At 44.0% G+C, this 22,079-nt stretch carries 18 protein-coding genes and 1 riboswitch; of the genes, 10 read left to right on the top strand and 8 right to left on the bottom strand.

The features are described from left to right. Positions 1-23 precede the first annotated feature (23 nt). Positions 24-1,019: a potassium channel family protein gene (locus tag MOF34_RS13790; RefSeq protein WP_268400529.1), complete on the bottom strand. Its 996-nt coding sequence runs from the start codon at positions 1,017-1,019 to the stop codon at positions 24-26. A 609-nt stretch (positions 1,020-1,628) separates the two neighbouring features. Here MOF34_RS13790 and iolT point away from each other — a divergent pair. Further along, positions 1,629-3,050 (top strand): myo-inositol transporter IolT, encoded by a 1,422-nt coding sequence (gene iolT / locus MOF34_RS13785; RefSeq protein ID WP_268400528.1) that lies wholly within the window; start codon positions 1,629-1,631, stop codon positions 3,048-3,050. A 50-nt stretch (positions 3,051-3,100) separates the two neighbouring features. On the opposite strand, the gene bdhA is transcribed toward iolT, so the two are convergent. After that, positions 3,101-4,141 carry a (R,R)-butanediol dehydrogenase gene (gene bdhA, locus MOF34_RS13780; protein ID WP_268400527.1) on the bottom strand — a complete coding sequence of 347 codons (1,041 nt, stop codon included), beginning with the start codon at positions 4,139-4,141 and terminating at the stop codon, positions 3,101-3,103. Between the two features lie 443 nt (positions 4,142-4,584). Between bdhA and walM the strand changes: the two genes are divergently transcribed. Next, positions 4,585-4,956: a cell wall metabolism protein WalM gene (gene walM / locus MOF34_RS13775; protein WP_019713488.1), complete on the top strand. Its 372-nt coding sequence runs from the start codon at positions 4,585-4,587 to the stop codon at positions 4,954-4,956. A gap of 70 nt (positions 4,957-5,026) precedes the next feature. Further along, a complete protein-coding gene (locus MOF34_RS13770; protein WP_019713489.1) occupies positions 5,027-6,073 on the top strand; it encodes a hypothetical protein in 1,047 nt (348 codons plus the stop codon). A 28-nt stretch (positions 6,074-6,101) separates the two neighbouring features. Here MOF34_RS13770 and MOF34_RS13765 read toward each other — a convergent pair whose 3' ends face one another. From MOF34_RS13765 to gabP, 6 genes are all read right to left on the bottom strand, one after another. Beyond that, on the bottom strand, positions 6,102-6,260 hold the full coding sequence (locus MOF34_RS13765) for a hypothetical protein (RefSeq protein ID WP_268400525.1): 159 nt from the start codon (positions 6,258-6,260) through the stop codon (positions 6,102-6,104). A 184-nt stretch (positions 6,261-6,444) separates the two neighbouring features. After that, complete coding sequence (locus MOF34_RS13760; RefSeq protein ID WP_003219370.1) at positions 6,445-6,654, bottom strand: cold-shock protein; 210 nt, start codon at positions 6,652-6,654, stop codon at positions 6,445-6,447. 82 nt (positions 6,655-6,736) lie between these two features. Continuing rightward, positions 6,737-7,552, bottom strand: a complete 816-nt coding sequence (locus MOF34_RS13755; protein ID WP_268400524.1) for an alpha/beta fold hydrolase — start codon at positions 7,550-7,552, stop codon at positions 6,737-6,739. Between the two features lie 12 nt (positions 7,553-7,564). Next, on the bottom strand, positions 7,565-8,554 hold the full coding sequence (locus MOF34_RS13750) for a DUF4003 domain-containing protein (protein ID WP_268400523.1): 990 nt from the start codon (positions 8,552-8,554) through the stop codon (positions 7,565-7,567). Positions 8,555-8,652: 98 nt separating this feature from the next. Next, the gene (cotA, locus tag MOF34_RS13745) at positions 8,653-10,194 is read right to left on the bottom strand and encodes an outer spore coat copper-dependent laccase CotA (protein WP_268400522.1); all 1,542 of its coding nucleotides are present in this window, start codon (positions 10,192-10,194) and stop codon (positions 8,653-8,655) included. A 150-nt stretch (positions 10,195-10,344) separates the two neighbouring features. Next, positions 10,345-11,754, bottom strand: a complete 1,410-nt coding sequence (gene gabP, locus MOF34_RS13740; RefSeq protein WP_268400521.1) for a GABA permease — start codon at positions 11,752-11,754, stop codon at positions 10,345-10,347. Positions 11,755-12,163: 409 nt separating this feature from the next. On the opposite strand from gabP, the gene mneS reads away from it, so the two are divergent. The 7 genes from mneS to MOF34_RS13705 all read left to right on the top strand — a co-directional run bounded on the left by mneS (position 12,164) and on the right by MOF34_RS13705 (position 21,997). Further along, the gene (gene mneS, locus MOF34_RS13735) at positions 12,164-13,036 is read left to right on the top strand and encodes a manganese transporter MneS (protein ID WP_268400520.1); all 873 of its coding nucleotides are present in this window, start codon (positions 12,164-12,166) and stop codon (positions 13,034-13,036) included. Positions 13,037-13,184: 148 nt separating this feature from the next. After that, the gene (locus tag MOF34_RS13730) at positions 13,185-14,147 is read left to right on the top strand and encodes an AAA family ATPase (RefSeq protein WP_268400519.1); all 963 of its coding nucleotides are present in this window, start codon (positions 13,185-13,187) and stop codon (positions 14,145-14,147) included. Beyond that, positions 14,147-15,325 carry a DUF58 domain-containing protein gene (locus MOF34_RS13725; RefSeq protein ID WP_268400518.1) on the top strand — a complete coding sequence of 393 codons (1,179 nt, stop codon included), beginning with the start codon at positions 14,147-14,149 and terminating at the stop codon, positions 15,323-15,325. Before MOF34_RS13730 ends, MOF34_RS13725 begins: the two co-directional genes overlap by 1 nt. Before the next feature lie 39 nt (positions 15,326-15,364). Next, positions 15,365-17,578, top strand: coding sequence for a DUF4129 domain-containing transglutaminase family protein (locus MOF34_RS13720; RefSeq protein ID WP_268400517.1), 2,214 nt, complete (start codon positions 15,365-15,367; stop codon positions 17,576-17,578). Between the two features lie 162 nt (positions 17,579-17,740). Continuing rightward, positions 17,741-19,282 (top strand): glutamine-hydrolyzing GMP synthase, encoded by a 1,542-nt coding sequence (gene guaA / locus MOF34_RS13715; protein ID WP_268400516.1) that lies wholly within the window; start codon positions 17,741-17,743, stop codon positions 19,280-19,282. A 143-nt stretch (positions 19,283-19,425) separates the two neighbouring features. After that, positions 19,426-19,527: riboswitch (purine riboswitch) on the top strand. A gap of 136 nt (positions 19,528-19,663) precedes the next feature. Then, on the top strand, positions 19,664-20,986 hold the full coding sequence (gene pbuG, locus MOF34_RS13710; RefSeq protein ID WP_268400515.1) for a hypoxanthine/guanine permease PbuG: 1,323 nt from the start codon (positions 19,664-19,666) through the stop codon (positions 20,984-20,986). 207 nt (positions 20,987-21,193) lie between these two features. Then, positions 21,194-21,997 (top strand): hypothetical protein, encoded by an 804-nt coding sequence (locus MOF34_RS13705; RefSeq protein WP_268400514.1) that lies wholly within the window; start codon positions 21,194-21,196, stop codon positions 21,995-21,997. The last annotated feature ends 82 nt before the right edge of the window (positions 21,998-22,079 follow it).

Raw genomic sequence — 22,079 nt, 5'->3', positions numbered from 1 at the left:
GGAGGCATCTTTTTTTATCCCGCCTACTCTCGTATAGGCCATTTTCGAGCGCCCGCCTGGACAATTCCCAGCAGCAATTGACGACGTTCCTTTAAAGAATTGACGGCTGTTTGAAATGTTTGCTTGGATAAAGTCGGTATGCCTGATTGTTGAAGCCTTGAGATGTCTGGTTCCGGCGGCGCTTGTTCAGCTGAATGGATATAGGCAGTATGAACGGTATCCAAGTAGTTTTTAATACTAGAGCGCGTTTCTTTAATGTGAAGCTGATTCGGCTGATATTGTTCAGGAATGCCGTATTTTAAGATGGTTAATGCCTCATCCAATACAGTGACAGCTATGATGGATGATTCCTGTCGCTGCGTGCTATGGTAAAAATGAAGGATAGGGAAGGCGTTATGCTGAGCGGTCAGCTTTCCCAGCTCTGATGAGATAGCGACAAGAAGAAAATCAATGTCGTGAAAATCTTTGCCGTTCCATGCATTCTGCACAATGTCTGTTCCGTCACGTCCCAGACTTAATACACTTTGGGCAAATGAGCGCTTTTGATTAACAGCACTCAAGACGGAAATCAAATATGTGACAGAAAATGTGATGGTAAGCAGGCCTTGAGCCGTTTCAATAACCGTTACAAGCTTCCATAGGTCTCCATTCGGTGCGAGGTCGCCATTTCCTAGTGTAAACATGACATAACCGGAAAAATAAATTCGATCTGACCAGGATGCCGGTTCTTGCGATTGAGTTTCCACGAGTGAATGGGGGTCACTTGAGAAGATCAAAAACCACCCGCCCCAAAATAAAATGATCCATATTATTAACGTCAGGCATAACAGGAGAGGACCTGCCATGCTTAGAACCTTTGCATGGTCTCCGCTAATTTTACGGCAGCCTTTCCACAGCCATGCAGACAGACTTCTTGTGATCGGGCCGGCACCGCTCTCTAACCATAATGTGGTCCATAAAAAATCAATCATCCCCGCTGTCAACAATAAAAGGCCTGTCATCAGATAAATCTCATTCAATTTTGTTGCCTCCCCTAACCAGCCATCTTTTATTTTCTTATCTATTTCCTTTTATCTTGAGTCTGAAACAATTGATCGAATGTTGATAAGAGAGTCATTGCAGAGAAGAAAAATAGGAGGAGTTAACCAAAACTTACCCATTTTATTTATAGTAGCAGATGAACAGATATTCACAGAAATTTTGTCTTGTTTTACATAATTTTATGAAGAAAAAAGTTCATTTTCCCCTTGAATAGGTCATTTTCCTTTTATTGAATAAAAAAATTTCAGAAATTTATATTGACTGAAAACGCTTTTAAAATTATGATAATATCAGATGTAACAAAAATGTAACTATGATATTACTATAATCGAACTACTAAGTGACTATGATGTAACAAATCAAAATATATATGTTCAAGAAATACCCACTGTTCTTTTAGTGAAAAATGAAATCGCTTCCAAGAGAAATGACATGCGAAGAAGAAGGGAAGGTTATGAGGCCATTGGAGAAAAACATGATGAACTTTTTCTGAAGCCTGCTTATGAAATGTGAGTAAGGCAGCAGCCCTAAAATAAAGTTTTTGAAATACGCATTGATCGATTTTGAAAAAGACTGGGGGAAACAGTATGAATAAACAAGGCAATCAAATGTCATTTTTACGTACAGTTATTTTAGTCTCGACCTTCGGCGGGCTCTTATTCGGTTATGATACCGGAGTGCTCAATGGAGCTTTGCCGTATATGGGAGAGCCGGACCAGCTTAACCTCAATGCCTTTACAGAGGGGCTCGTCACCAGCTCGCTTCTTTTTGGAGCTGCGCTTGGTGCTGTTTTTGGCGGAAGGATGTCTGATTTTAACGGCCGGCGCAAAAACATTTTGTTTCTCGCTGTTATATTTTTTATTTCAACGATCGGATGTACGTTTGCTCCAAATGTAACGATCATGATTATCTCCCGTTTTGTACTTGGCATTGCAGTCGGTGGTGCATCAGTTACGGTTCCTGCTTATTTAGCAGAGATGTCTCCTATGGAAAGCAGGGGGCGAATGGTGACGCAGAATGAATTAATGATTGTATCAGGACAGCTTTTGGCCTTTGTTTTTAATGCAATCCTCGGAACAACAATGGGAGACAACTCCCATGTGTGGAGATATATGCTGGTCATTGCGTCGCTTCCAGCCGTATTCCTGTTTTTCGGCATGATCAGAATGCCTGAGAGTCCCCGCTGGCTCGTTTCTAAAGGTAGAAAAGAAGACGCTTTGCGTGTATTGAAAAAAATCAGGGATGAAAAGCGGGCGGCATCTGAACTGCAAGAAATTGAATTCGCTTTCAAAAAAGAAGATCAGCTTGAAAAAGCAACGTTTAAAGATCTTTCGGTCCCATGGGTGCGCCGTATTGTGTTCATTGGGATAGGGATTGCGATTGTGCAGCAAATTACAGGTGTAAACTCAATTATGTATTATGGAACTGAAATTTTAAGAGATTCTGGTTTTCAAACGGAAGCCGCTTTAATCGGGAATATCGCCAATGGCGTAATTTCGGTATTGGCAACGTTCGTTGGGATCTGGCTTCTTGGTAAAGTAGGCCGCCGGCCAATGCTGATGACAGGTTTGATTGGAACAACAACGGCATTATTGCTGATCGGGATATTTTCACTTGTAATGGAAGGATCACCGGCCCTTCCATATGTTGTCCTGTCATTAACGGTTACGTTCCTTGCCTTTCAGCAGGGTGCGATTTCACCAGTGACGTGGCTGATGCTTTCAGAGATTTTCCCGCTTCGCCTTCGCGGCCTGGGAATGGGTGTCACGGTATTCTGTTTGTGGATGGTGAATTTTGCAGTCAGTTTCACCTTCCCGATATTGCTGGCCGTCATCGGGCTTTCCACAACCTTCTTTATCTTCGTCGGATTAGGCATTTGCTCTGTTCTATTTGTGAAGAAATTTTTGCCGGAAACGAAAGGGCTTTCTCTTGAGCAGCTGGAGGAAAACTTCCGCTCTTATGATCGCAGCGAGGAGAAGAAAGAGCCCGGCGCTGAAGTAATTGGATAATAAAAAAAAGAATCCGCGCCCGAGTGCGGATTCTTCTTTCTGGTTTCAAATTAGTTAGGTCTGACAAGGATTTTGACTTGGTTTTTCTCGTTAATCAGAGCCCCGAAGCCCTCCTCGATTAAATCGTCTAACACGATTTTTTTCGTTACGAGTTTGTCGGCTGAGAAATAGCCTTCTTTCATTAATGACAAGACAGCGGGGAAGATGTCACGGTATCCGATAATTCCTTTTACTGTGCGTTCTTTGATGACGATATCGTTCGGATGGATTTCAGCGCCTTTTTCCCAAATGCTGACGATGACGGTTTCACCGGCGATTGTAGTGGATTGGATTGCTTGGGGTAATACCACTGGAACGCCTGTGACTTCGAATGCTACGTCAACGCCGCCTCCTGTACGTTCTGCAATTTCAGCTGCTACATCGTCTGTTTTGGACGGATCAACGATGATCGCTCCAAGCTCCTCAGCTTTTTGCTGGCGTTCAGGTGAAAGCTCGACAGCATAAATATCAGTCGCACCGGCAGCTTTCAGCGCTTCAATCACCAGAAGTCCAATCGGGCCGCAGCCGAATACAGCCGCTTTGTCGCCGGCTTTGATTTTGCTTGAGCGGACAGCATATAAAGCGACCGCAGAAGGTTCAACGAGCGCGCCTTGTTCATATGATAATTCGTCAGGAAGCTTGAATAACAGCTCTTCATCTACAGAGACATATTCAGAGAAACCGCCGCCTCCGCCGGCTAAGCCGAGGAATCCCATTTGCTCATCAAGGTTGTAGGCACCCTGGTGGCCGTGTGTGGCAAAAATCGGTTCGACTACGACGCGGTCTCCAATTTTATAATTTTCAACGCCTTCCCCGACTTCAACAACTTCGCCGGAGAATTCATGGCCCATTGTGACAGGTGCTGTTTCATTCGTTAATGGATGAGGTTTGTTAACCGGAATAAAGATCGGCCCGCCCAGATACTCGTGTAGATCACTGCCGCAGATGCCGCACCATTTGACTTTGATCTTTACTTTTCCCGGCTCCGTTTTTGGTTCTTCGATATGTTCAATACGGATATCTTTTTGGTTATGCCATCTTGCTGCCTTCATGGATTACCACTCCTATATCTTTTTGATATGAGTAGCATTCTGCACGGATCAATATGAACTGTTCACAAAATCGCCATTTTTAAAACCAAAAAAGAAATGAAATTTTTATATAATATAATTTATGTTTTTTTAAAAAAAGAAACTTTGAAGAAAAAAGAGTCTCGCACACTCTTTTTTCTTTACTATGAGAGAGTATGAGTCGTATACATAACTATGAATTTGGTTGAACAATACGGTAATGGTTCGTTCATATTGAATGCGTTAACTACTCTATCAACAATTATAACGCTAACACTGCAATTATTATAGGATAATCTTCCATGGTTTATTTTAGCAGATACAATTTTTCTGACTTTGTAACATTACTGTAAGAATATTGAAATAAAAAATCCCTGTTTCATCGTGTATAATTTTTCCTGGAAGTTAACAAATAGGGGGACAAAATGGTGAAGAAAGTCATTTTAGCGGCTTTTATCTTAGCAGGAAGTATTTTGGGAGCTTTCAGTTTTTCATCAGATGCCAGTGCGAAACATGTGAACGGAAATATTACTTGGTATAATGGAGTCGGAAAAAAAGGCTCTTCAGGTAAAAAACTTGGACATTGGGATTGTGCGACCAAGATCGGATTTGATGTTCCTAAAAACGGGACAAAAATCAGAGCCTATGCAAAAGCGAAGCCTAAAAAGGTAATTACGGTTTACAAAAATGATGTTGGCAGAATGCCTAATGCAGTACTGGACGTAAGCCCTAAAGCGTTTAAAGCGCTTGGATATCCATTAAGCAAAGGAAAAGTAGCGGGACATTACAGCTATTAATCTAATCTACATATATAATCTGTAAAGCAAGAAGTCACATTCTTGCTTTTTCTATTGGTGGAGATAAAAGATGAAAAAAAGAATCATATTATTATTAGCAGTCATCATAGCAGCTGCCGCGGGGGTTGCGTTTTACGTTACAAAGGATAAAGGCCATGAGAAGGCTGCTGATGTTTCATTCAATACGGAAAGCGGCGATAAGCTGCTTGTTTCAATTACGAATACCGATCTGCAGACGAAGTATTATGAAAATGATAAGGTGATCCATGAGGAGAAGCTGACCAGCTATCCGGCATTTGCTTTGGATCAAAAGCAGCAGGTGCTTTATTATACGGGCAATAACGATCAAAATGAAATGAGGCTTTTTAAGCTGGATCTAAAGTCTAATAAAAAGACGATACTTTATAAAGGCGCGGAGAGTGCGGATAGTTTGTTTTTGTCAAAAGACCGTTCAACCATCTTTTTCCGTTTAGGAAAAGCGGACGAAAGCAATTTCCGAATTGCAGCTTTTGATCTGAAAACGAAGAAGTACAAAAACCTTTATCCTGCCGCTAATGATCAGGATGACACCGTCAGCAGCTTCTTTTATAACAAAAAAACAGATTCGTTTGCATTGCTGCATTATTCTGTAGACGAAGATTACAAGAAAACAGATGAAGCGAATGAAAAGGGAACCGATCCTGAACCGACAACGATTCATTTTGCGGCAGGCCATCAAAACAGATTTGATGAGCTGAAGAGCCTTGACCAGTTTATCAGCGATATTGCTGTTTCCGATGATGATAAACAGATTTTGTTTACATCATATACGCAGAAAGGCACGGAGCAAACCGCTTCTGTTCAGATGCTGAATGCGGATACGAAAAAATATGAAACCATCATTTCAAATCAAAATTCATTCAAGCTGTTAATTGACGCACAGCCGCAGTTCTCTAAGGATGGAAAGGACATTTATTTTCTTGCCGAAGCCGAAGGGGCTAAAAAACTGAAGGATGAAACAGGGCGCGAAGCCAAGGTGCGGACGATTTATTCCTATAACCTTGAAAATAAGGCGTTCAAAAAAGTATGGGAAAATCCGAACGGCATCATCAACAGCTTTTCTGTCATCAACGAATAAAACCACTCGGCATGGGCTGAGTGGTTTTTTAATGGACGAGGTGCAGGGCTAATGATCCAAGCCATTTAAAGAGATGGATCAGAGGTATCGACAAAAACAGAAGTTCAACATAAGCGTTGATTGCAAGGTTCAGCTTTTTAAACCTAGCTCTCTTTTTCAGATCTCTTTGCTGCTGGTTTGAGAACACGTTATCACCCTTATATCCATATAATACCATAAGAATAGGCGAGAAAGCCCTAAACATTTATGGTTTTGGGCTTCTTTCTCATTTGCGGCCTCTTGCAATGAGAGGCTTATTCTGAAATATAGAATTTGCGTCTCCGTTCGGGGATTGTTTGCTTGCAGGAGACTGCATTTGTTATAGGGAAGAGCTAGCTTGTTTTCGTTTGACTGTTGTTTTGGAGATTCACTAATGAACGGATGCCGTCGATCATTTTGCTTCCGCACAAAGGACATGATGGCGAGTCACTGCTGGCGAAGTTTTTTCTGGTCCAGCCGTTGCAGTCTTCTTTTGTGCATTCCCATGTACTCACATCTTCTTTAGGCAGCGGTTCTTGATTACGTTTGTTATAGTAAGACATAAAGTCACTTCTTCCCTCATGTATTTTACTGCACATTTCTTATTGTCTCATACTTTTCCTCAATCTCCTAATTCCTTTTTCTTTATGGTTTTCCAATCAGGCCATCTAAAAAGGAGAGGAGTGTACTATTGAAAGCGTCGGGCTCTTCTAAAAATGGGCAATGGCTGCTTTCAGAAAAGGTGACGAGCGTCGAGTTTGGAATATTGCTGCGCAAGTGTTCTCCAGCTGCTGTCGAGAAAAATTTCCGGTCTTCTCCGAAGCACAGCAATGTCGGCACATTGATGTTTTGAAGGGTGCCGCGGTAATCAGCAGCCGTTTGGTTAAATAAGATCGTGCTTGAAATGGCAGCTGGCTGTTTGAGGATTTCTGCCAGCATCCATTCTGTTTCTGTCTCGGCAGGCGATTTTGCGAACATACTATGGATGAAACTTTCGTAGAATGGCAGCGGGTCAGTCTGAATGGCGTGCATCGCCGTTTTTAAACCGTCAAAATCAAACGGACCGTGTTCCCAGCCCTCCCATTGATAGTCGGAAGCGGATTGATCGATGATCACAGCGGCTTGTATGTTATCATTCCCAAATTGATTGAAATAATCCCATACGACGAAAGCACCCATTGACCAGCCGGCAAGAACGGCCTGATCAAGCTCCATTACTTTTAAAAATTCCCTTACATCACGGGCATATTGGGAAATGGTGTGTCCGTGAAGCGCTTTGTCGGATTCGCCGTGTCCTCTGAGGTCGAGACGAATACACTGATAATTGGCAGAAAGTACTGAAAATTGTTTGTGGAAAAATTGTCCGCTCATCAGCACGCCGTGTATAAACAGAATCGGTGTACCGCTCCCATGCGTTTCATAGTATAGGCGTGTCTGGTCTTCTAATGTGATGTATGGCATTTTTTCTCCTCCTTAGTTTCCGTCATGAGAATGACTGGCTGCTGTTGAGCTGATGATAGCAGCTGTCGCGGCTGCCTGGTGGGCCTGAATGACTGTTTCGATTGCGGTGTATAGCCCTGATTCCATCAGCAGATTTTCTTCCATATGCTCACTGAGGTATAGGCTGACGGCAATTTTGAAATTCATTTCCTTTTGCCACTTAAATGCTTTTTCTTGATTTAATTCGTGAGTGATGTTTAAAACGGCTTTGATATTTGGTTCTTCCAGAAATGTGAGAAGGGCAAGATCTGGATAATGGTAACTCTTTGGCTTTTTGAAAGAATCAGTGATGGATTGATATATATGTTTACATTGGGAAACAAGCGTTTCAGGGTCTTTTTCACTTTGTAAGGCCAGGATATGGCTGACCTGGTGCAAGTACTGTCCTTTTTTTAACCCGTTGGCCGCCAGCAGCCGATAGCATGTTTGCGCCTTGTTTAGCGCCTGCAAACCTTTTCCGTTTTCGCCAAGCAGTACGGCAAGCGGAACATTCTGAGTTGAAGTGAGGAAGTAATGATTTTTCTTCATCTGCTGATAAACAGATAGCCCCATGTTCATCTGTTCTCTTTGGTTTGTCGTTTCAGATTTGCCGGTGAGCAAGTTCAGAGCGGAAAGGTACGTGAACATATCCCGCTTATATCCAAGCTTCACCATTTCATTGTATACATCGATGAAAGTATGAAACGTTTGTTTTGCCTCTTGCTGAAAATGAATGTCCAGAAAAGAAGCAACAGTAAAACGGTGGTGTGAATTGAGTGTTGAGAAGCTCCCAATGTTTGATTTGATATAGCTGCTCAAATCATAAAAGCGATGAAAGTCAAACTCTCTTTTATTCACAATATATGCAGAAGAAATGAGCATTAATATCTGATCGTGTGCAACTTTCCATTTTAATTTTGATTTTAATTCAGCATAAATGGAAATGTATTGTTTTGTTTTTTCATTTAGGTCTTTTGTCAGCATAAAAAGCAGCTCCTCTTTGCTGTTTTTATGTTATACGAAAAAAGGGGCCAAAAGTTTCATATAGAAAAAACTTGCCTGTGAGAGGCAAGTTTGTCGTGTTATTTACGGGGATCTGTTATATCCATCGGTCTCATCATGTCATAGTCTTCATGCTCAAGAATATGGCAGTGCCACACGTATCGTCCGCTGTAAGGCGCGAATGTCACCGCGATTCGCAGGACTTCACCTGCATGTGCTTGAATGGTGTCTTTCCAGCCCTTTTCACTTGGCGGCGGAGGAACAGCCGGGCCGGTGTAGGACAATTCCCCTCTTTCTTGATAACGCGCGATATCAAACGGACGCCTGTCTAACACACGGAAGGAGACCAAATGCAGGTGGATCGGATGTGTTCCGCGCGTCGGGTTGACGATGGACCATATTTCAGTTGTGCTAGCTTTTGGTGCTTCTGTGACAGGATCATGCCAGCGTTTGTTATTGAGAAGAAGGACGGGTCTGCCGTATTCGTCTTGGGTGCCTGCCAGCTTCAGTGTTCTGATGTTTTGTATTTTTTCATTCTGTACGGAAGGGTATGAGGCGAGGTACTTTGGCTTTCTGCTTTCGTCTTTTTGTGCCAAAGGTTTGGTGACTCTAAATTGCATGATATTCGCATCTGTTTCTGGATTAACGCCACCTCCGCAGCCCTCGCTGTTTGCCAAAATGATGGATTGGCCTTCATAGGCTGTGAAGTCAATGATGATATCGTAACGTTCAGCGGGCGCAAGACTGAAAGAGTTCAGTTTTACAGAGCGTGGCAGGAGCCCTCCGTCTGAACCGATCTGAATAAATGCTCCGCCATTATCGAGTGACAGGTTATAGGTTCTCGTATTGGAGGCGTTGATGACGCGGAAGCGGTATTTCCTCGGTTCAACCTCAAAGTATGGCCATGCCTTCCCGTTGACGAGTATGGTTTTTCCGCAAAAAGCCGGAACGATAGAAGGGTTAGGCAGTGAGGGGGAAGGGTTTTCCGGCCCGCTTGGATAAAACAAAGAACCGTCCTCGTTGATCGTGCGGTCTGTGATCAGAAGCGGCACGTCGTATTCGCAGGAAGGCAGCTTTAGGCGTTTTTCCTTTGGATCGTGAATAATATAAGCGCCAACAAGTCCAGCATAGACATTTAGCCTCGTGAGTGCCATGGCGTGATCGTGATACCACAAAATAGCACCGCGCTGCTGATTCGGATAATGATAAACCTCTCGTTTAAAATAAGGGCCTGTTTGTTCAAAGTCTTTAGAAAACCAAGCCTCTGGATACCCGTCACTATCATCTGGCGTGACGCCTCCGTGTAAATGAACGACAGTCTTTACTTCTGGCTCTTCATGCTGGCTGTCACTGTGATGAATCGTGTGATCGATCGGAAGGAAATGCTCTGAAGGAAGGTTGTTCATCCATTTCACATACACGTTTTCGTTTCTTTTGACCTCAATGGTAGGCCCGGGAAATAAGCCGTTGTAGCCCCACAAACGGGTTGGAGGAAGATCGCGGTGAAGCTGATGGGCGCATTCTTTCATGGTGACTTCGTAGTATGTTTTTTCTTTTGATTGCTGTACTGGCTTTAGTGTATCTGGAATTGGGAGAGCATCTACAAATTTCTCAAGTGTCATTTTCATCTATCCTTATTTAAATTTTCCAAATTGGTACTATAGTTAATGACAATAAGGACGTGATGGTTCCAATAAGATCTGTGTGCCGCTGCCTGCCTAGAGAGAAATAACAAAATCCTAAACGGCAGGCCGTTTAGGATTTGATCAGCATTATGGCAGGATGTCGGGCTGTTGCTGTGTGACTGGCTTGGCTGCCGCTTTCTCGCTCTCCTTGCGTTTTCTGAACACAAGGTAAGAAATCAGAACGATTCCCGTGATGACGCCTGTCAGCAGCAGCTCGTTTCTCATGGAATTAATAAACGCCATTGATACTAAAATTCCGCAGATAGCGATGATGGTTAAGTAGGTTAGGAAAGGGAAGAGCCACATTTTGATTTTCAATGCTTCAGGATTTGTTTTTTCGAGTTTTTTTCGCATTCTTAGCTGGGAAACAGCGATGACAAGATAGACGAGTAAAGCAATTGCGCCTGATGAGTTGACTAAGAATAAAAAGACGGTGTCCGGTGAAAAGTAGTTCATTACAACTGCAATATAAGAGAAAAATGTCCCGGCGACTATGGCTTGTACGGGAACGCCTTTTTTGCTTAATTTCATAAAACGGCGCGGCGCTTCGTTTCTTTTTGCAAGTGAATACAGCATTCTGGATGTGGTGTACAAACCTGAGTTTAGACAGGAGAGTACGGCTGTGAGGACGATAAAGTTCATAATCTGCGCGGCTGCCGGCACTCCAATATGCTCAAGTACAGCGACGAAAGGGCTTTCTAAAATATTTGCTGAATTCCAAGGCAAAAGTGCCACCACAACGGCGATAGAGCCAACGTAAAAGACGATGATGCGCCATACAACGGATCGGGTCGCTTTTGTCACGGATTCGATCGGGTTGGATGTTTCTCCCGCAGCAATGGCAACAATTTCTGTTCCCATAAAAGAGAAGATGACAACGACTATGCCAAGCAATACGGAGCTGATGCCTTCCGGGAAAAATCCGCCTTTGCCTGTAATATTAGAAACACCCACTGGTTCACTGCCTGGCGCAAAGCCGAAAATAAAGGCAAAACCAATGATTAGAAATGCGATGATGGTTACAACTTTAATGAGGGAAAACCAATATTCAAACTCACCGAAAGATTTAACGGAGTAGACGTTAGTCAGGGTGAGCACGATCGTCAAGATCAAACTTGTCAGCCATAGCGGAATATCATGGAACCAGTATTGAATAATGCCTGCACCGGCAATGGCTTCGATTGCGATCACAATTACCCAGAAAAACCAATACAGCCAGCCGATTGTAAATCCTGCCCACGGTCCGATTGCATCATGAGCGTATTGAGAAAACGATCCGCTCGTCGGGTTTACAGCAGACATCTCACCGAGCATTCTCATGATAAAAATCACCAATAATCCGGCTAACGCGTAAGAAACAATGGCACCGGGCCCGGTTGAGTGAATCACTGAACCGCTGCCTACAAATAGGCCGGCTCCAATCACGCCAGCAATTGAAATCATTGTCATATGGCGGGTCTTTAATTCTTTTTTTAATCCTGATTGTGTCTGGTTCATAGGTTGCCTCCTTTAAGAATGAAGTCATACTGAATATTATGATAATTGAAACTCTATCATAAATATAGAGTTTGTCGAAAAATCGTGTAAGAAAATATAACAGTTTATTTCAAATTTGTAGGGTTTTGCTTAAGGTGCATTCAGCAGAAATGCTTGAAATAAAAGAAAAAATGTTTCTGTAATGATTCATTTTGTAGGTTGTTATACTCTCCTGATATATGTTTTTTTACGAGATATGTTGGTGTCATTGGAATTGAAGGTTTTTTTGGAGGAGAAAATAATTGGCTTAGAGAAACAATGTTCCACCGTTACTATTTTTCTGTGGCGGGTGAATCATGTTTCTGTAGACCCACTGCGGTTCAGCTTTGTATCATAATATAGGAAAACGCGAGCAGGGAGGAGGTTTTGTATGGAGAGATATGATGAACTGAAAAAAGGAGAAACCGGGGCGCTGGTCAGTATTGCCGCGTATCTTGTTCTGTCCGCAATTAAGCTGATTATCGGTTATCTCTTTCATTCGGAAGCACTTACGGCAGACGGGTTAAATAATACAACTGACATTATTGCTTCTGTTGCTGTGCTGATCGGCCTGCGTATCTCTCAAAAGCCTCCTGACGAAGATCATCCATACGGCCACTTTCGAGCGGAAACGATCGCATCACTTATCGCATCTTTTATTATGATGGTTGTCGGGCTGCAAGTGCTATTCAGCGCCGGAGAATCTATTTTTTCTGCGAAACAGGAGACACCGGGTATGATAGCGGCTTGGACGGCAGCGGGCGGGGCAGCCCTGATGCTTGTCGTCTACCAGTACAATAGAAGGCTGGGCAAAAAGGTGAAGAGCCAGGCGCTCCTTGCCGCGGCTGCTGATAATAAATCAGATGCATTTGTCAGTATCGGGACGTTTATCGGAATTGTGGCTGCGCAATTCCACCTTGCTTGGATCGATACGGTCACGGCGTTTGTAATCGGTCTTCTCATCTGCAAGACGGCATGGGATATTTTTAGAGAATCATCTCACTCTTTGACAGATGGCTTCGACGTAAAGGACATTTCAGCTTATAAACAGACGATCGAAAAGATCTCGGGTGTGAGTCGTTTAAAAGACATTAAAGCGAGATACTTGGGCAGTACGGTCTACGTTGATGTGGTCGTTGAGGTTTCGGCAGATTTAAATATTACGGAAAGCCACGATATTGCCAATGAAATTGAGCGGAGAATGAAGGAGGAGCATGCGATTGATTATTCGCATGTTCATATGGAGCCTTTCGAACACAAGTAATTGAGCTTCCTGTTACAGGGAGCTTTTTTGTGATTTGTCCTGCTTTATTGGAAACAATTTGCTAGAATCGTTTTTTTATACAGATCGCTATTTGTGGTAAAGTTAGGTTAGAATATGAAGAATTTTGTAGATGACTAGGAGGAAAAGAATGGCATACAAAGAAGACCTGCATCCTTTGCTGGGGAAAGCAGTTGAACATATTAATAGAGTAATGGTTGGAAAACGAGACATCGCCATACTCAGCTTCGCAGCCATTCTTGCCAAAGGGCATGTGCTGCTTGAGGATGTACCCGGAGTCGGAAAAACGATGATGGTCCGCGCGCTGGCAAAGTCAATCGGCGCCGATTTCAAAAGAATCCAATTCACTCCGGATTTGCTGCCATCTGATGTAACAGGCGTATCCATCTATAATGCGAAAACAATGGAATTTGAGTACCGTCCCGGCCCGATTATGGGAAATATCGTGCTGGCCGATGAAATCAACCGCACCTCTCCGAAGACACAGTCTGCTTTGCTTGAAGCGATGGAAGAGGGAAGCGTAACGGTAGATGGCCATACGATGGCGCTTGCCGCTCCGTTTTTTGTAATGGCAACGCAAAACCCAGTCGAATATGAAGGGACCTATCCTTTGCCGGAAGCTCAGCTTGACCGTTTTTTATTCAAACTTCGCATGGGTTATCCCTCCTTTAAGGAAGAGCTGGACGTATTATCTCTTCAGGAAAACAGCCATCCGATTGAGACGCTTGAGCCGGTTATAACAAAAGAAGACTTCATCCGGTTGCAGCGGGAAGTGCAACATGTCCGCGCCGATGACAGCATAAAAGAATATATTGTGGAGATCGTGCAGAAAACGAGACAGCATGCTTCTGTTCAATTAGGCGTAAGTCCGCGCGGATCAATTGCCCTCATGAAAGCGGCTCAAGCATACGCGCTGCTGCATCATCGCGACTATGTCATTCCGGATGATATTCAATATTTGGCTCCATTTACGCTTCCGCACCGGATGCTGCTGCAGCCTGAGGCGAAGTTTGAAGGGATCGAGGCAGAAGCAATCGTACGGGAGATCATGTCAGCTGTGAAGGTACCGGTTCAAAGGTCGTCGATCCGCTGATGAAGAAGAAATTACAATGGCTCGTATATGGGTGGAAGCTGATTGTATTAACATTATTGACCGCTGCTGTTTTTTCTTACGCGATGTTTCAAGGCGGCTTTGTCAGCTGGTTTTTGTTTTACACGTTTCTCCCTTTTGTCGTGTATGCCGGGCTGCTGGCGTTGTATCCGCTCTGCTCTTTTCAGGTTTCACGGCAAATGGCCAAAACACAATTACATGCGGGGGACAGGCTGGGCGTGTCGGTTACGCTGAGTAGAAAGCTGCCATTTCCAATGATGTATATGGTGATTGAAGATTGCCTGCCAGAAGGAATCGAGTCATTGAACCGAGACAAAGCTGTGGCCAAACGGCTCGTTTTTCCTTGGTTTAAACGGACTATGACGATGTCATATGAATTAGTTCCCGTACCGCGCGGAGAGCATCATTTTTATGCTATCAGGGTGAGAACCGGGGATGTCCTCGGTTTGATTGAAAAAACAGTTTTTTATGAGCTGGAAGACACCCTGCTTGTTTATCCATCCTTTCAGCGTTTTTCCTATCAGGTGAATGAGAGGCATCAGGAAGACGGTGTAAGCGGTTCTTCTCCTATTCATCAGCACCATTCCTCAGTCGCGGCAAGTGTGCGGAATTATCAGCCGGGAGACCGGTTTGCTGCATTAGACTGGAAAACTTCTGCACGGCGGAGCCAGCTGATGACGAAGGAATTTGAACCGTCACGAAGCAAAAACCTATTTCTTCTGATGGACCGTTCTTCCTCTGAAGCATTTGAAGAGGTCGTTTCTGTGACAGCTTCGATTCTTTATTCTGTTTTAAAAAACGGCGCGGGGGCAGGCTTGGCCTCAGTCGGAAAGGAAAAGAATATTTTTCCGATTCAGGAGGGAGAGCATCATTTTAACCACATGCTTCGGCATTTAGTTGTCGCTCATTGTGATGCAGCTGATCCGGTAAGTCGATATGTACGGGAAGAGCTGGGGAAGCCATCTGTTCGCCAGGCTGACAAAGTGATCGTCACGGGGCAGTTCACGGAAGATTTGCTGAGCATCGCAGAAACCAGGGGAGGCCGGGTTACAGTGATACTGGCAAAAGAGAAAGGTGCTGAACTTTCCCAAGCTGAAAATGTCATGATCGAACGGATGATGAAACGTCAAATCAGAGTTCAGGTCATGAGAGACGGATGAGTTTCGCGTGTTGTTTAGAAAGAGAGGTGACGGGTGCACATGCCGCACGATGATCAGAAGGAAAGCCGTTTGAGCTTGCTGTTATTTTATTTTCTGGCGTTTTTATTGCTGTGTGAGTGGCTAAGGCCGCTTGACAGTTTTACAGATACGAAACATACGGGCTTTTTTAGTGTCTTTATCGGTTTGACGTTTCTGCTGACTTTTTTCAGGATGAGGTGGTTTGTCACCGTTCCTTTTTCTGTCTTATTTACGTTGATCTCGATACACATCCTGTTTTATCAAGGTTCAATATTTGACTTGAGCTGGGTCAGCTCTTTTTTACAGGATGTCTATTTGAATATCAAGCTGATTCAATCAGGGCAATGGAATGACATGATTCCTTCGTTTCGGACCCTGTTGTTTTTTGTCCTGCTCTGGCTGTTGGTCTATCTCCTTCATTATTGGGTGATTTACCAGAGGAGAATTTTATTTTTCTTTATCATGACTGTAGCGTATATTACGATTCTTGATACCTTTACGCCATATGATGCCACTTTTGCCGTCATCCGTATCGTGCTGATCGGCTTCTTTATGCTGGGCCTTTTATACTTAGACCGCATCAAGCTGATGGAAAGAATTACACTGCCAAAAATGTCTGTCCTGAAATGGTTTCTTCCTTTAACTGTATTGGTTGTGGCTGCGGTGGGATTCGGGCTTGCCGCTCCCAAATCAGAACCGGCATGGCCTGATCCGGTACCCTTTCTCAAAAAAATCACGAATCAAGATCATGTGCCGGCTGGAGAAAGCAAAATCGGATATGGGAACCATGATGAATCGCTCGGCGGCCCGTTTCAGCAGGATGATACCCCTGTTTTTGCATGGCAGGGAAAAGAGCGTACGTATTTCCGTGTGGAAACGAAGGATACCTATACAGGAAAAGGCTGGGTTGAAACAGACACAGGCATGTCCTATCAGCTTAGCGGAGGAAAAGTAGAAAATCTATGGTTTGACCATAAGGTTGCGACAGAGCGCAACACCGTTCGTGTAAAAGTCGATGAGCACTATGGGTATAACCATGTGATGTATCCGATCGGTGCAGAAACCATTCAGCCAAATCAGGCTGTTTCGCTTGAAATGAACGGGAACACGGAACAAATTTCTCCGATCAGTGAACAAGCCGGTGAGATCAGAAATATGGGAAGCTATACAGTAACGTACCATTCTCCGGTCTACAAGCTGGATGAGCTGAGAAAGGTAAAAGTGAGAAGCAACAGTGAGGAATACAGATTCAGTGACCGCTATATGCAGTTGCCGAATTCACTGCCTGAGCGGGTAAGAACCCTTGCGATCAAGCTGACTCAGGATCACGACAATATGTTTGATAAGGTGAAAGCGGTTGAGGACTACTTAGGATCAAATGAGTTCACATATGAAACCGAAAACGTATCCATCCCTAAGAGTGATGAGGATTATGTCGATCAATTTTTGTTTGAAACAAAGAAGGGCTACTGTGATAACTTTTCTTCCTCAATGGTCGTGCTCCTGCGCTCGGCCGGTATTCCAGCCCGCTGGGTAAAGGGTTATACGTCCGGTGAATATAAAGAAGCAGGGAACAAAAACGGCAGCATTTACGAAGTGACCAACAACAACGCCCATTCCTGGGTAGAGGTGTATTTCCCGGAACAGGGCTGGGTCACATTTGAGCCGACTAAAGGGTTTACAAATCCGGCTGAGTTTGTTTCTTCAGACACAAAGGATTCCGGCAGCAAGAGCAGCAGCTCACCGGAGAAAACAAAAGAGCAGCAGAAAGAAGAGAAAAAACAGCCGAAAAAAGAGGAAAAACAAAAGGAAAAACGGGAGCCAGCTGGTTCTAAAAAGCCGTCCGCTTCACATGCAAATGCCGGTGCGGGCTGGTATTTAGGACTTGCAATTCTCGCAGTCCTCCTGTTGACAGTAGTATTGCTTTATGTTTTCCGTTCGTTATGGATTCCTGTTTTCGTTGTGAGAAAATTGAAGCGGCGCAGCGATCAGTACGTGTTTTTTGAGGCGTATGGCGCGCTGCTGAAACAGCTGAAGAGAAGGGGACTGTCGAAACGAGACAGTGAAACGCTGCGTGATTATGCAAAACGAATCGATGGAAAATTCGGCTCGGAAGACATGTCAAAGCTGACATTATGCTATGAACGGGCGCTTTACAGAAATGAAGATTCGGCTGCGCTTTGGATTGAATCCAGAGAGTTATGGGAAAATTTAATTAAAAGAAGATGGTCTTGACCGCTTATCAACGTGTTGTTAGAATTAGTGAATATTATCGGAGTCTGGGAGCGAGTTGCCAGACTCCGACAAAACGGCCTTGCCAAGGAGGGCGGAGCGAGCTTCATATCTGTCCTCGTTTTTTTCTGTGTCAAAAAACTTAGAGGAGATTAGGTGACAACCATGACAAAGTTAGTGAATGAAATGATTCTTGTCCTTGATTTCGGTAGTCAGTATAACCAGCTGATTACACGCCGTATCCGTGAATTCGGTGTTTACAGCGAACTGCATCCCCATACATTGACGGCTGAAGAAATTAAAGAAATGAATCCAAAAGGAATTATTTTATCCGGCGGTCCAAACAGTGTGTATGATGAAAACTCTTTCCGCTGTGACGAAAAAATCTTCGAGCTTGATATTCCTGTTTTGGGAATTTGCTACGGCATGCAGCTGATGACTCATTACCTTGGCGGTAAAGTTGAAGCGGCAAGCCAGCGTGAATACGGAAAAGCAAACATCCACATCGAAGGCACACCTGATTTGTTCAAAGATCTTCCGCACGAACAAGTGGTTTGGATGAGCCATGGCGATTTGGTTGTAGAAGTTCCTGAAGGCTTCACGGTTGACGCGACAAGCCATCACTGCCCGAATTCAGCGATGAGCAAAGCCGATAAAAAATGGTACGGCGTTCAGTTCCACCCGGAAGTGCGCCACTCTGAATACGGCAATGATCTTCTGAAAAACTTCGTATTCGGTGTTTGCGATTGTGAAGGCAAATGGTCAATGGAGAACTTTATCGAAATTGAAATGCAAAAAATCCGTGAAACGGTCGGGGACAAACAGGTTCTTTGCGCGCTAAGCGGCGGCGTTGATTCCTCGGTTGTTGCTGTTTTGATTCATAAAGCAATCGGCGACCAGCTGACTTGTATCTTTGTAGACCATGGTCTTCTCCGTAAAGGCGAGGCTGAAGGTGTTATGAAAACATTCAGCGAAGGCTTTAACATGAACGTGATTAAAGTAGACGCAAAAGACAGATTCTTAAATAAATTAAAAGGCGTTTCTGACCCTGAGCAAAAACGCAAAATCATCGGTAATGAATTCATTTACGTGTTCGATGATGAAGCGGACAAGCTCAAAGGCATCGACTACCTTGCACAAGGAACGCTTTACACTGATATCATCGAGAGCGGTACTGCAACGGCGCAAACGATCAAATCTCACCACAATGTCGGCGGGCTTCCTGAAGACATGCAGTTTGAACTGATCGAGCCGTTAAACACGCTCTTCAAAGACGAAGTGCGCGCGCTTGGCACAGAGCTCGGCATTCCGGATGAAATCGTATGGCGCCAGCCTTTCCCAGGACCGGGCCTCGGAATCCGCGTCCTTGGTGAAGTAACGGAAGAAAAACTGGAAATCGTTCGTGAATCAGATGCGATTTTGCGTGAAGAAGTAGCAAATCACGGATTAGAGCGTGATATCTGGCAATACTTCACAGTTCTTCCTGACATCCGCAGCGTTGGTGTTATGGGGGACGCAAGAACGTACGATTACACAATCGGTATCCGCGCCGTTACATCAATCGACGGCATGACATCTGACTGGGCGCGTATCCCGTGGGATGTGCTTGAAGTCATTTCTACACGTATCGTAAACGAAGTGAAGCACATTAACCGCGTGGTGTACGATATTACAAGTAAGCCGCCTGCGACGATTGAGTGGGAATAATAAACAATTAATGGAAACCATCTTTTAGGCGATTTTGCCAAGAAGATGGTTTTCTCTGTTTATTACGAACAAAATCGAATTTCATTTGACTATTGTTCGTTATTTATATTGTCAATTCAAAATGAACTTGGTACAATAGACACAGAAATCAAATAAGATGAATTCGTATAATCGCGGGGATATGGCTCGCAAGTCTCTACCAAGCTACCGTAAATGGCTTGACTACGTAAACATTTCTTTCGTTTGATATATAAATAAAACACGTTTATTTATTCAAACTGAAATTCGTCTGTAGTCAAGCGTCCCAAACTGTATTGGGGCGTTTTTTATTTGGCGTTTTCAGGACAGAATAAATAGCAAAGAGTGAAGGGAGCAAATAGCTTGAAAACGTTTTTTCAGTTTGATGAGCTGGGCACCAGCTATCGCAATGAAATCATTGGCGGATTAACAACTTTTTTATCTATGGCATATATTCTGTTCGTCAATCCGATTACACTTGCTTTAGAGAGCGTGAAAGATTTTCCGGAGGCGCTGAGAATCGACCAAGGTGCGGTCTTTACGGCGACAGCGCTTGCGTCTGCAGCAGGCTGTATTTTAATGGGATTGATAGCGAGATATCCGATCGCCATTGCGCCTGGTATGGGGCTCAACGCATTTTTTGCGTTTTCTGTCGTCCTTGGGATGGGCATTTCCTGGCAGGCAGCTTTGTCTGGTGTGTTTATTTCAGGTCTTATTTTTGTTGCTCTTTCTTTAACAGGTTTTCGAGAAAAAATCATCAACGCCATTCCGCCTGAGCTGAAATTGGCAGTCGGCGCGGGGATCGGCCTGTTTATTACATTTGTTGGATTGCAAGGGTCAGGAATCATTGCAGCGAACCCTTCTACACTGGTCACCATCGGAAACATTCACAGTGGTCCTGTGCTGTTAACGGTTTTCGGTGTGATTGTAACGGTTATTTTAATGGTGCTTCGCGTGAATGCGGGCGTGTTTATCGGGATGCTGTTAACAGCGGTTGCCGGCATGATTTTCGGTTTGGTTCCGGTACCGTCTCAAATCGTCGGTAGTGTGCCAAGCCTTGCGCCGACTTTCGGACAAGCTTGGATTCACCTGCCGGAAATTTTCTCTGTACAAATGCTGATCGTCATTTTAACGTTCCTGTTTGTCGGATTTTTTGATACAGCGGGTACACTTGTTGCTGTGGCAACGCAAGCTGGTTTAATGAAGGAAAACAAATTGCCGCGTGCGGGCCGTGCGCTTTTAGCTGATTCATCTTCTATTGTGATCGGAGCCATGCTTGGTACGTCTACAACAACTTCTTATGTTGAATCAAGCTCAGGTGTCGCTGCGGGTGCCCGTTCAGGATTTGCGGCAATTGTAACAGGTATTCTCTTTTTACTGGCTACGTTTTTCTCACCACTCTTGTCAGTCGTTACATCAAACGTAACAGCGCCGGCACTGATCATTGTTGGTGCACTGATGGTCGCGCCGCTTGGCAAAATCGCTTGGGATAAGTTCGAAGTGGCCGTTCCTGCTTTCCTTACCATGATCATGATGCCGTTAACGTACAGCATTGCGACCGGAATTGCCATCGGATTTATTTTCTATCCGATTACAATGGTGTGCAAAGGGAAAGCCAAAGAGGTTCATCCAATTATGTACGGGCTGTTTGCCGTATTTATCCTGTACTTTATCTTCTTAAAATAAGGAATAAGACCAGCTGCCTCAGCAGCTGGTTTTTTTGTTGCAAAAGGTAAAACCATATCATAGGATATACCGTCATGTAGATGTGCCGCCGGCCTCAGTTATAAGGAAATGACTTGACTGTTCAGGAAGGCTTCGGTACCTTATATAAGTGTTTTATTTTCTTACTGAATGGTATTCCGCCGTATTTTTTTGATAGGAGTTGCTAACATGACGGAAGAAAGAAAAGAAACGTTTGAAGAAGAAGTCAACCAGAGTGAAAGAATAGATGCAGATGAAGAACCGCTATCGAGAATGTCCAGAAATGCGAGCAGGCAAAGCAAGCAGAAGCAAAAACAAAAGCAGAAACCGCACAAGGGACGCGGTGTATCAACTGCTAAAGACAAGCTTGCGTCTATATGGGCAGCCATCAACAGATATTGCGGTTTTGCGTTCTCGATTTTGAAATCACCGGCGAAAACCGTCGTAGCGGATGGTTTTTCTCATTATAAGTATGGTCTGATATCCATGCTAATATTCAGTATGATCTTTTCAATCGGGAACTGGTTTCAGTTAAAGGCGAGCTGGAATCGGCCACTCGGTTTCGGTGAACGCCACCACACTTTTTATGACGGATTTTTAGTCGTTCTTGTGTATTTGCTTCTTTTTTCCGCGGTAATGGTCTTAGCTGTATGGGCCGTCGCCCGCTATATGATGAAGGAGAAGGTGACGTTTCGGGAAACGGCTGCCGGTTTGGGTTCCTTGCTTGTACCGGTAATTGCTGTTTCAATCCTTTGGTTAATCTTTGCGATCGTAAATATTCCGATGCTGACAGTTCTGTTTACAGTGCTAATCTTGTTTTCGATCTTTTTTGTGATGGCGCTGTATGTGCAGCGTCTGCATCAGGCGGCACAGGATGCACCGATTGACTATATCTATTGTGTGTTTGCTGTGGTTGCGATAGCGCTGCTATTTGCGGCGGTGACTTGGCCGTTGATTTCTGAATATTTCACGGCGTCGCTCATTCCGCTTTAATGAAAAAAACCGGCTGTTGATAGCCGGTTTTTTCATGTCACATTTTTTACAAATATATCTAAAAAACATAGTTGATTTGTAG

Source organism: Bacillus sp. T17B1, assembly GCF_026796395.1.
Classification (GTDB): Bacteria; Bacillota; Bacilli; order Bacillales; family Bacillaceae; genus Bacillus; species Bacillus spizizenii_A.
Note: the sequence above shows the minus strand (reverse complement) of the source record. Positions and strands in the feature narration are given on the sequence as shown.

Excerpts from the sequence above, each read along its gene's own strand:
- MOF34_RS13760 (WP_003219370.1), bottom strand. The coding sequence starts at position 6,654 with ATGTCTTACTATAACAAACGTAATCAAGAACCGCTGCCTAAAGAAGAT.
- MOF34_RS13770 (WP_019713489.1), top strand. The coding sequence starts at position 5,027 with ATGAAAAAAAGAATCATATTATTATTAGCAGTCATCATAGCAGCTGCC.
- MOF34_RS13730 (WP_268400519.1), top strand. The coding sequence starts at position 13,185 with ATGGCATACAAAGAAGACCTGCATCCTTTGCTGGGGAAAGCAGTTGAA.
- cotA (WP_268400522.1), bottom strand. The coding sequence starts at position 10,194 with ATGACACTTGAGAAATTTGTAGATGCTCTCCCAATTCCAGATACACTA.
- iolT (WP_268400528.1), top strand. The coding sequence starts at position 1,629 with ATGAATAAACAAGGCAATCAAATGTCATTTTTACGTACAGTTATTTTA.
- mneS (WP_268400520.1), top strand. The coding sequence starts at position 12,164 with ATGGAGAGATATGATGAACTGAAAAAAGGAGAAACCGGGGCGCTGGTC.
- MOF34_RS13750 (WP_268400523.1), bottom strand. The coding sequence starts at position 8,554 with ATGCTGACAAAAGACCTAAATGAAAAAACAAAACAATACATTTCCATT.
- MOF34_RS13755 (WP_268400524.1), bottom strand. The coding sequence starts at position 7,552 with ATGCCATACATCACATTAGAAGACCAGACACGCCTATACTATGAAACG.
- guaA (WP_268400516.1), top strand. The coding sequence starts at position 17,741 with ATGACAAAGTTAGTGAATGAAATGATTCTTGTCCTTGATTTCGGTAGT.
- MOF34_RS13705 (WP_268400514.1), top strand. The coding sequence starts at position 21,194 with ATGACGGAAGAAAGAAAAGAAACGTTTGAAGAAGAAGTCAACCAGAGT.
- walM (WP_019713488.1), top strand. The coding sequence starts at position 4,585 with ATGGTGAAGAAAGTCATTTTAGCGGCTTTTATCTTAGCAGGAAGTATT.
- MOF34_RS13720 (WP_268400517.1), top strand. The coding sequence starts at position 15,365 with ATGCCGCACGATGATCAGAAGGAAAGCCGTTTGAGCTTGCTGTTATTT.
- gabP (WP_268400521.1), bottom strand. The coding sequence starts at position 11,754 with ATGAACCAGACACAATCAGGATTAAAAAAAGAATTAAAGACCCGCCAT.
- MOF34_RS13725 (WP_268400518.1), top strand. The coding sequence starts at position 14,147 with ATGAAGAAGAAATTACAATGGCTCGTATATGGGTGGAAGCTGATTGTA.
- bdhA (WP_268400527.1), bottom strand. The coding sequence starts at position 4,141 with ATGAAGGCAGCAAGATGGCATAACCAAAAAGATATCCGTATTGAACAT.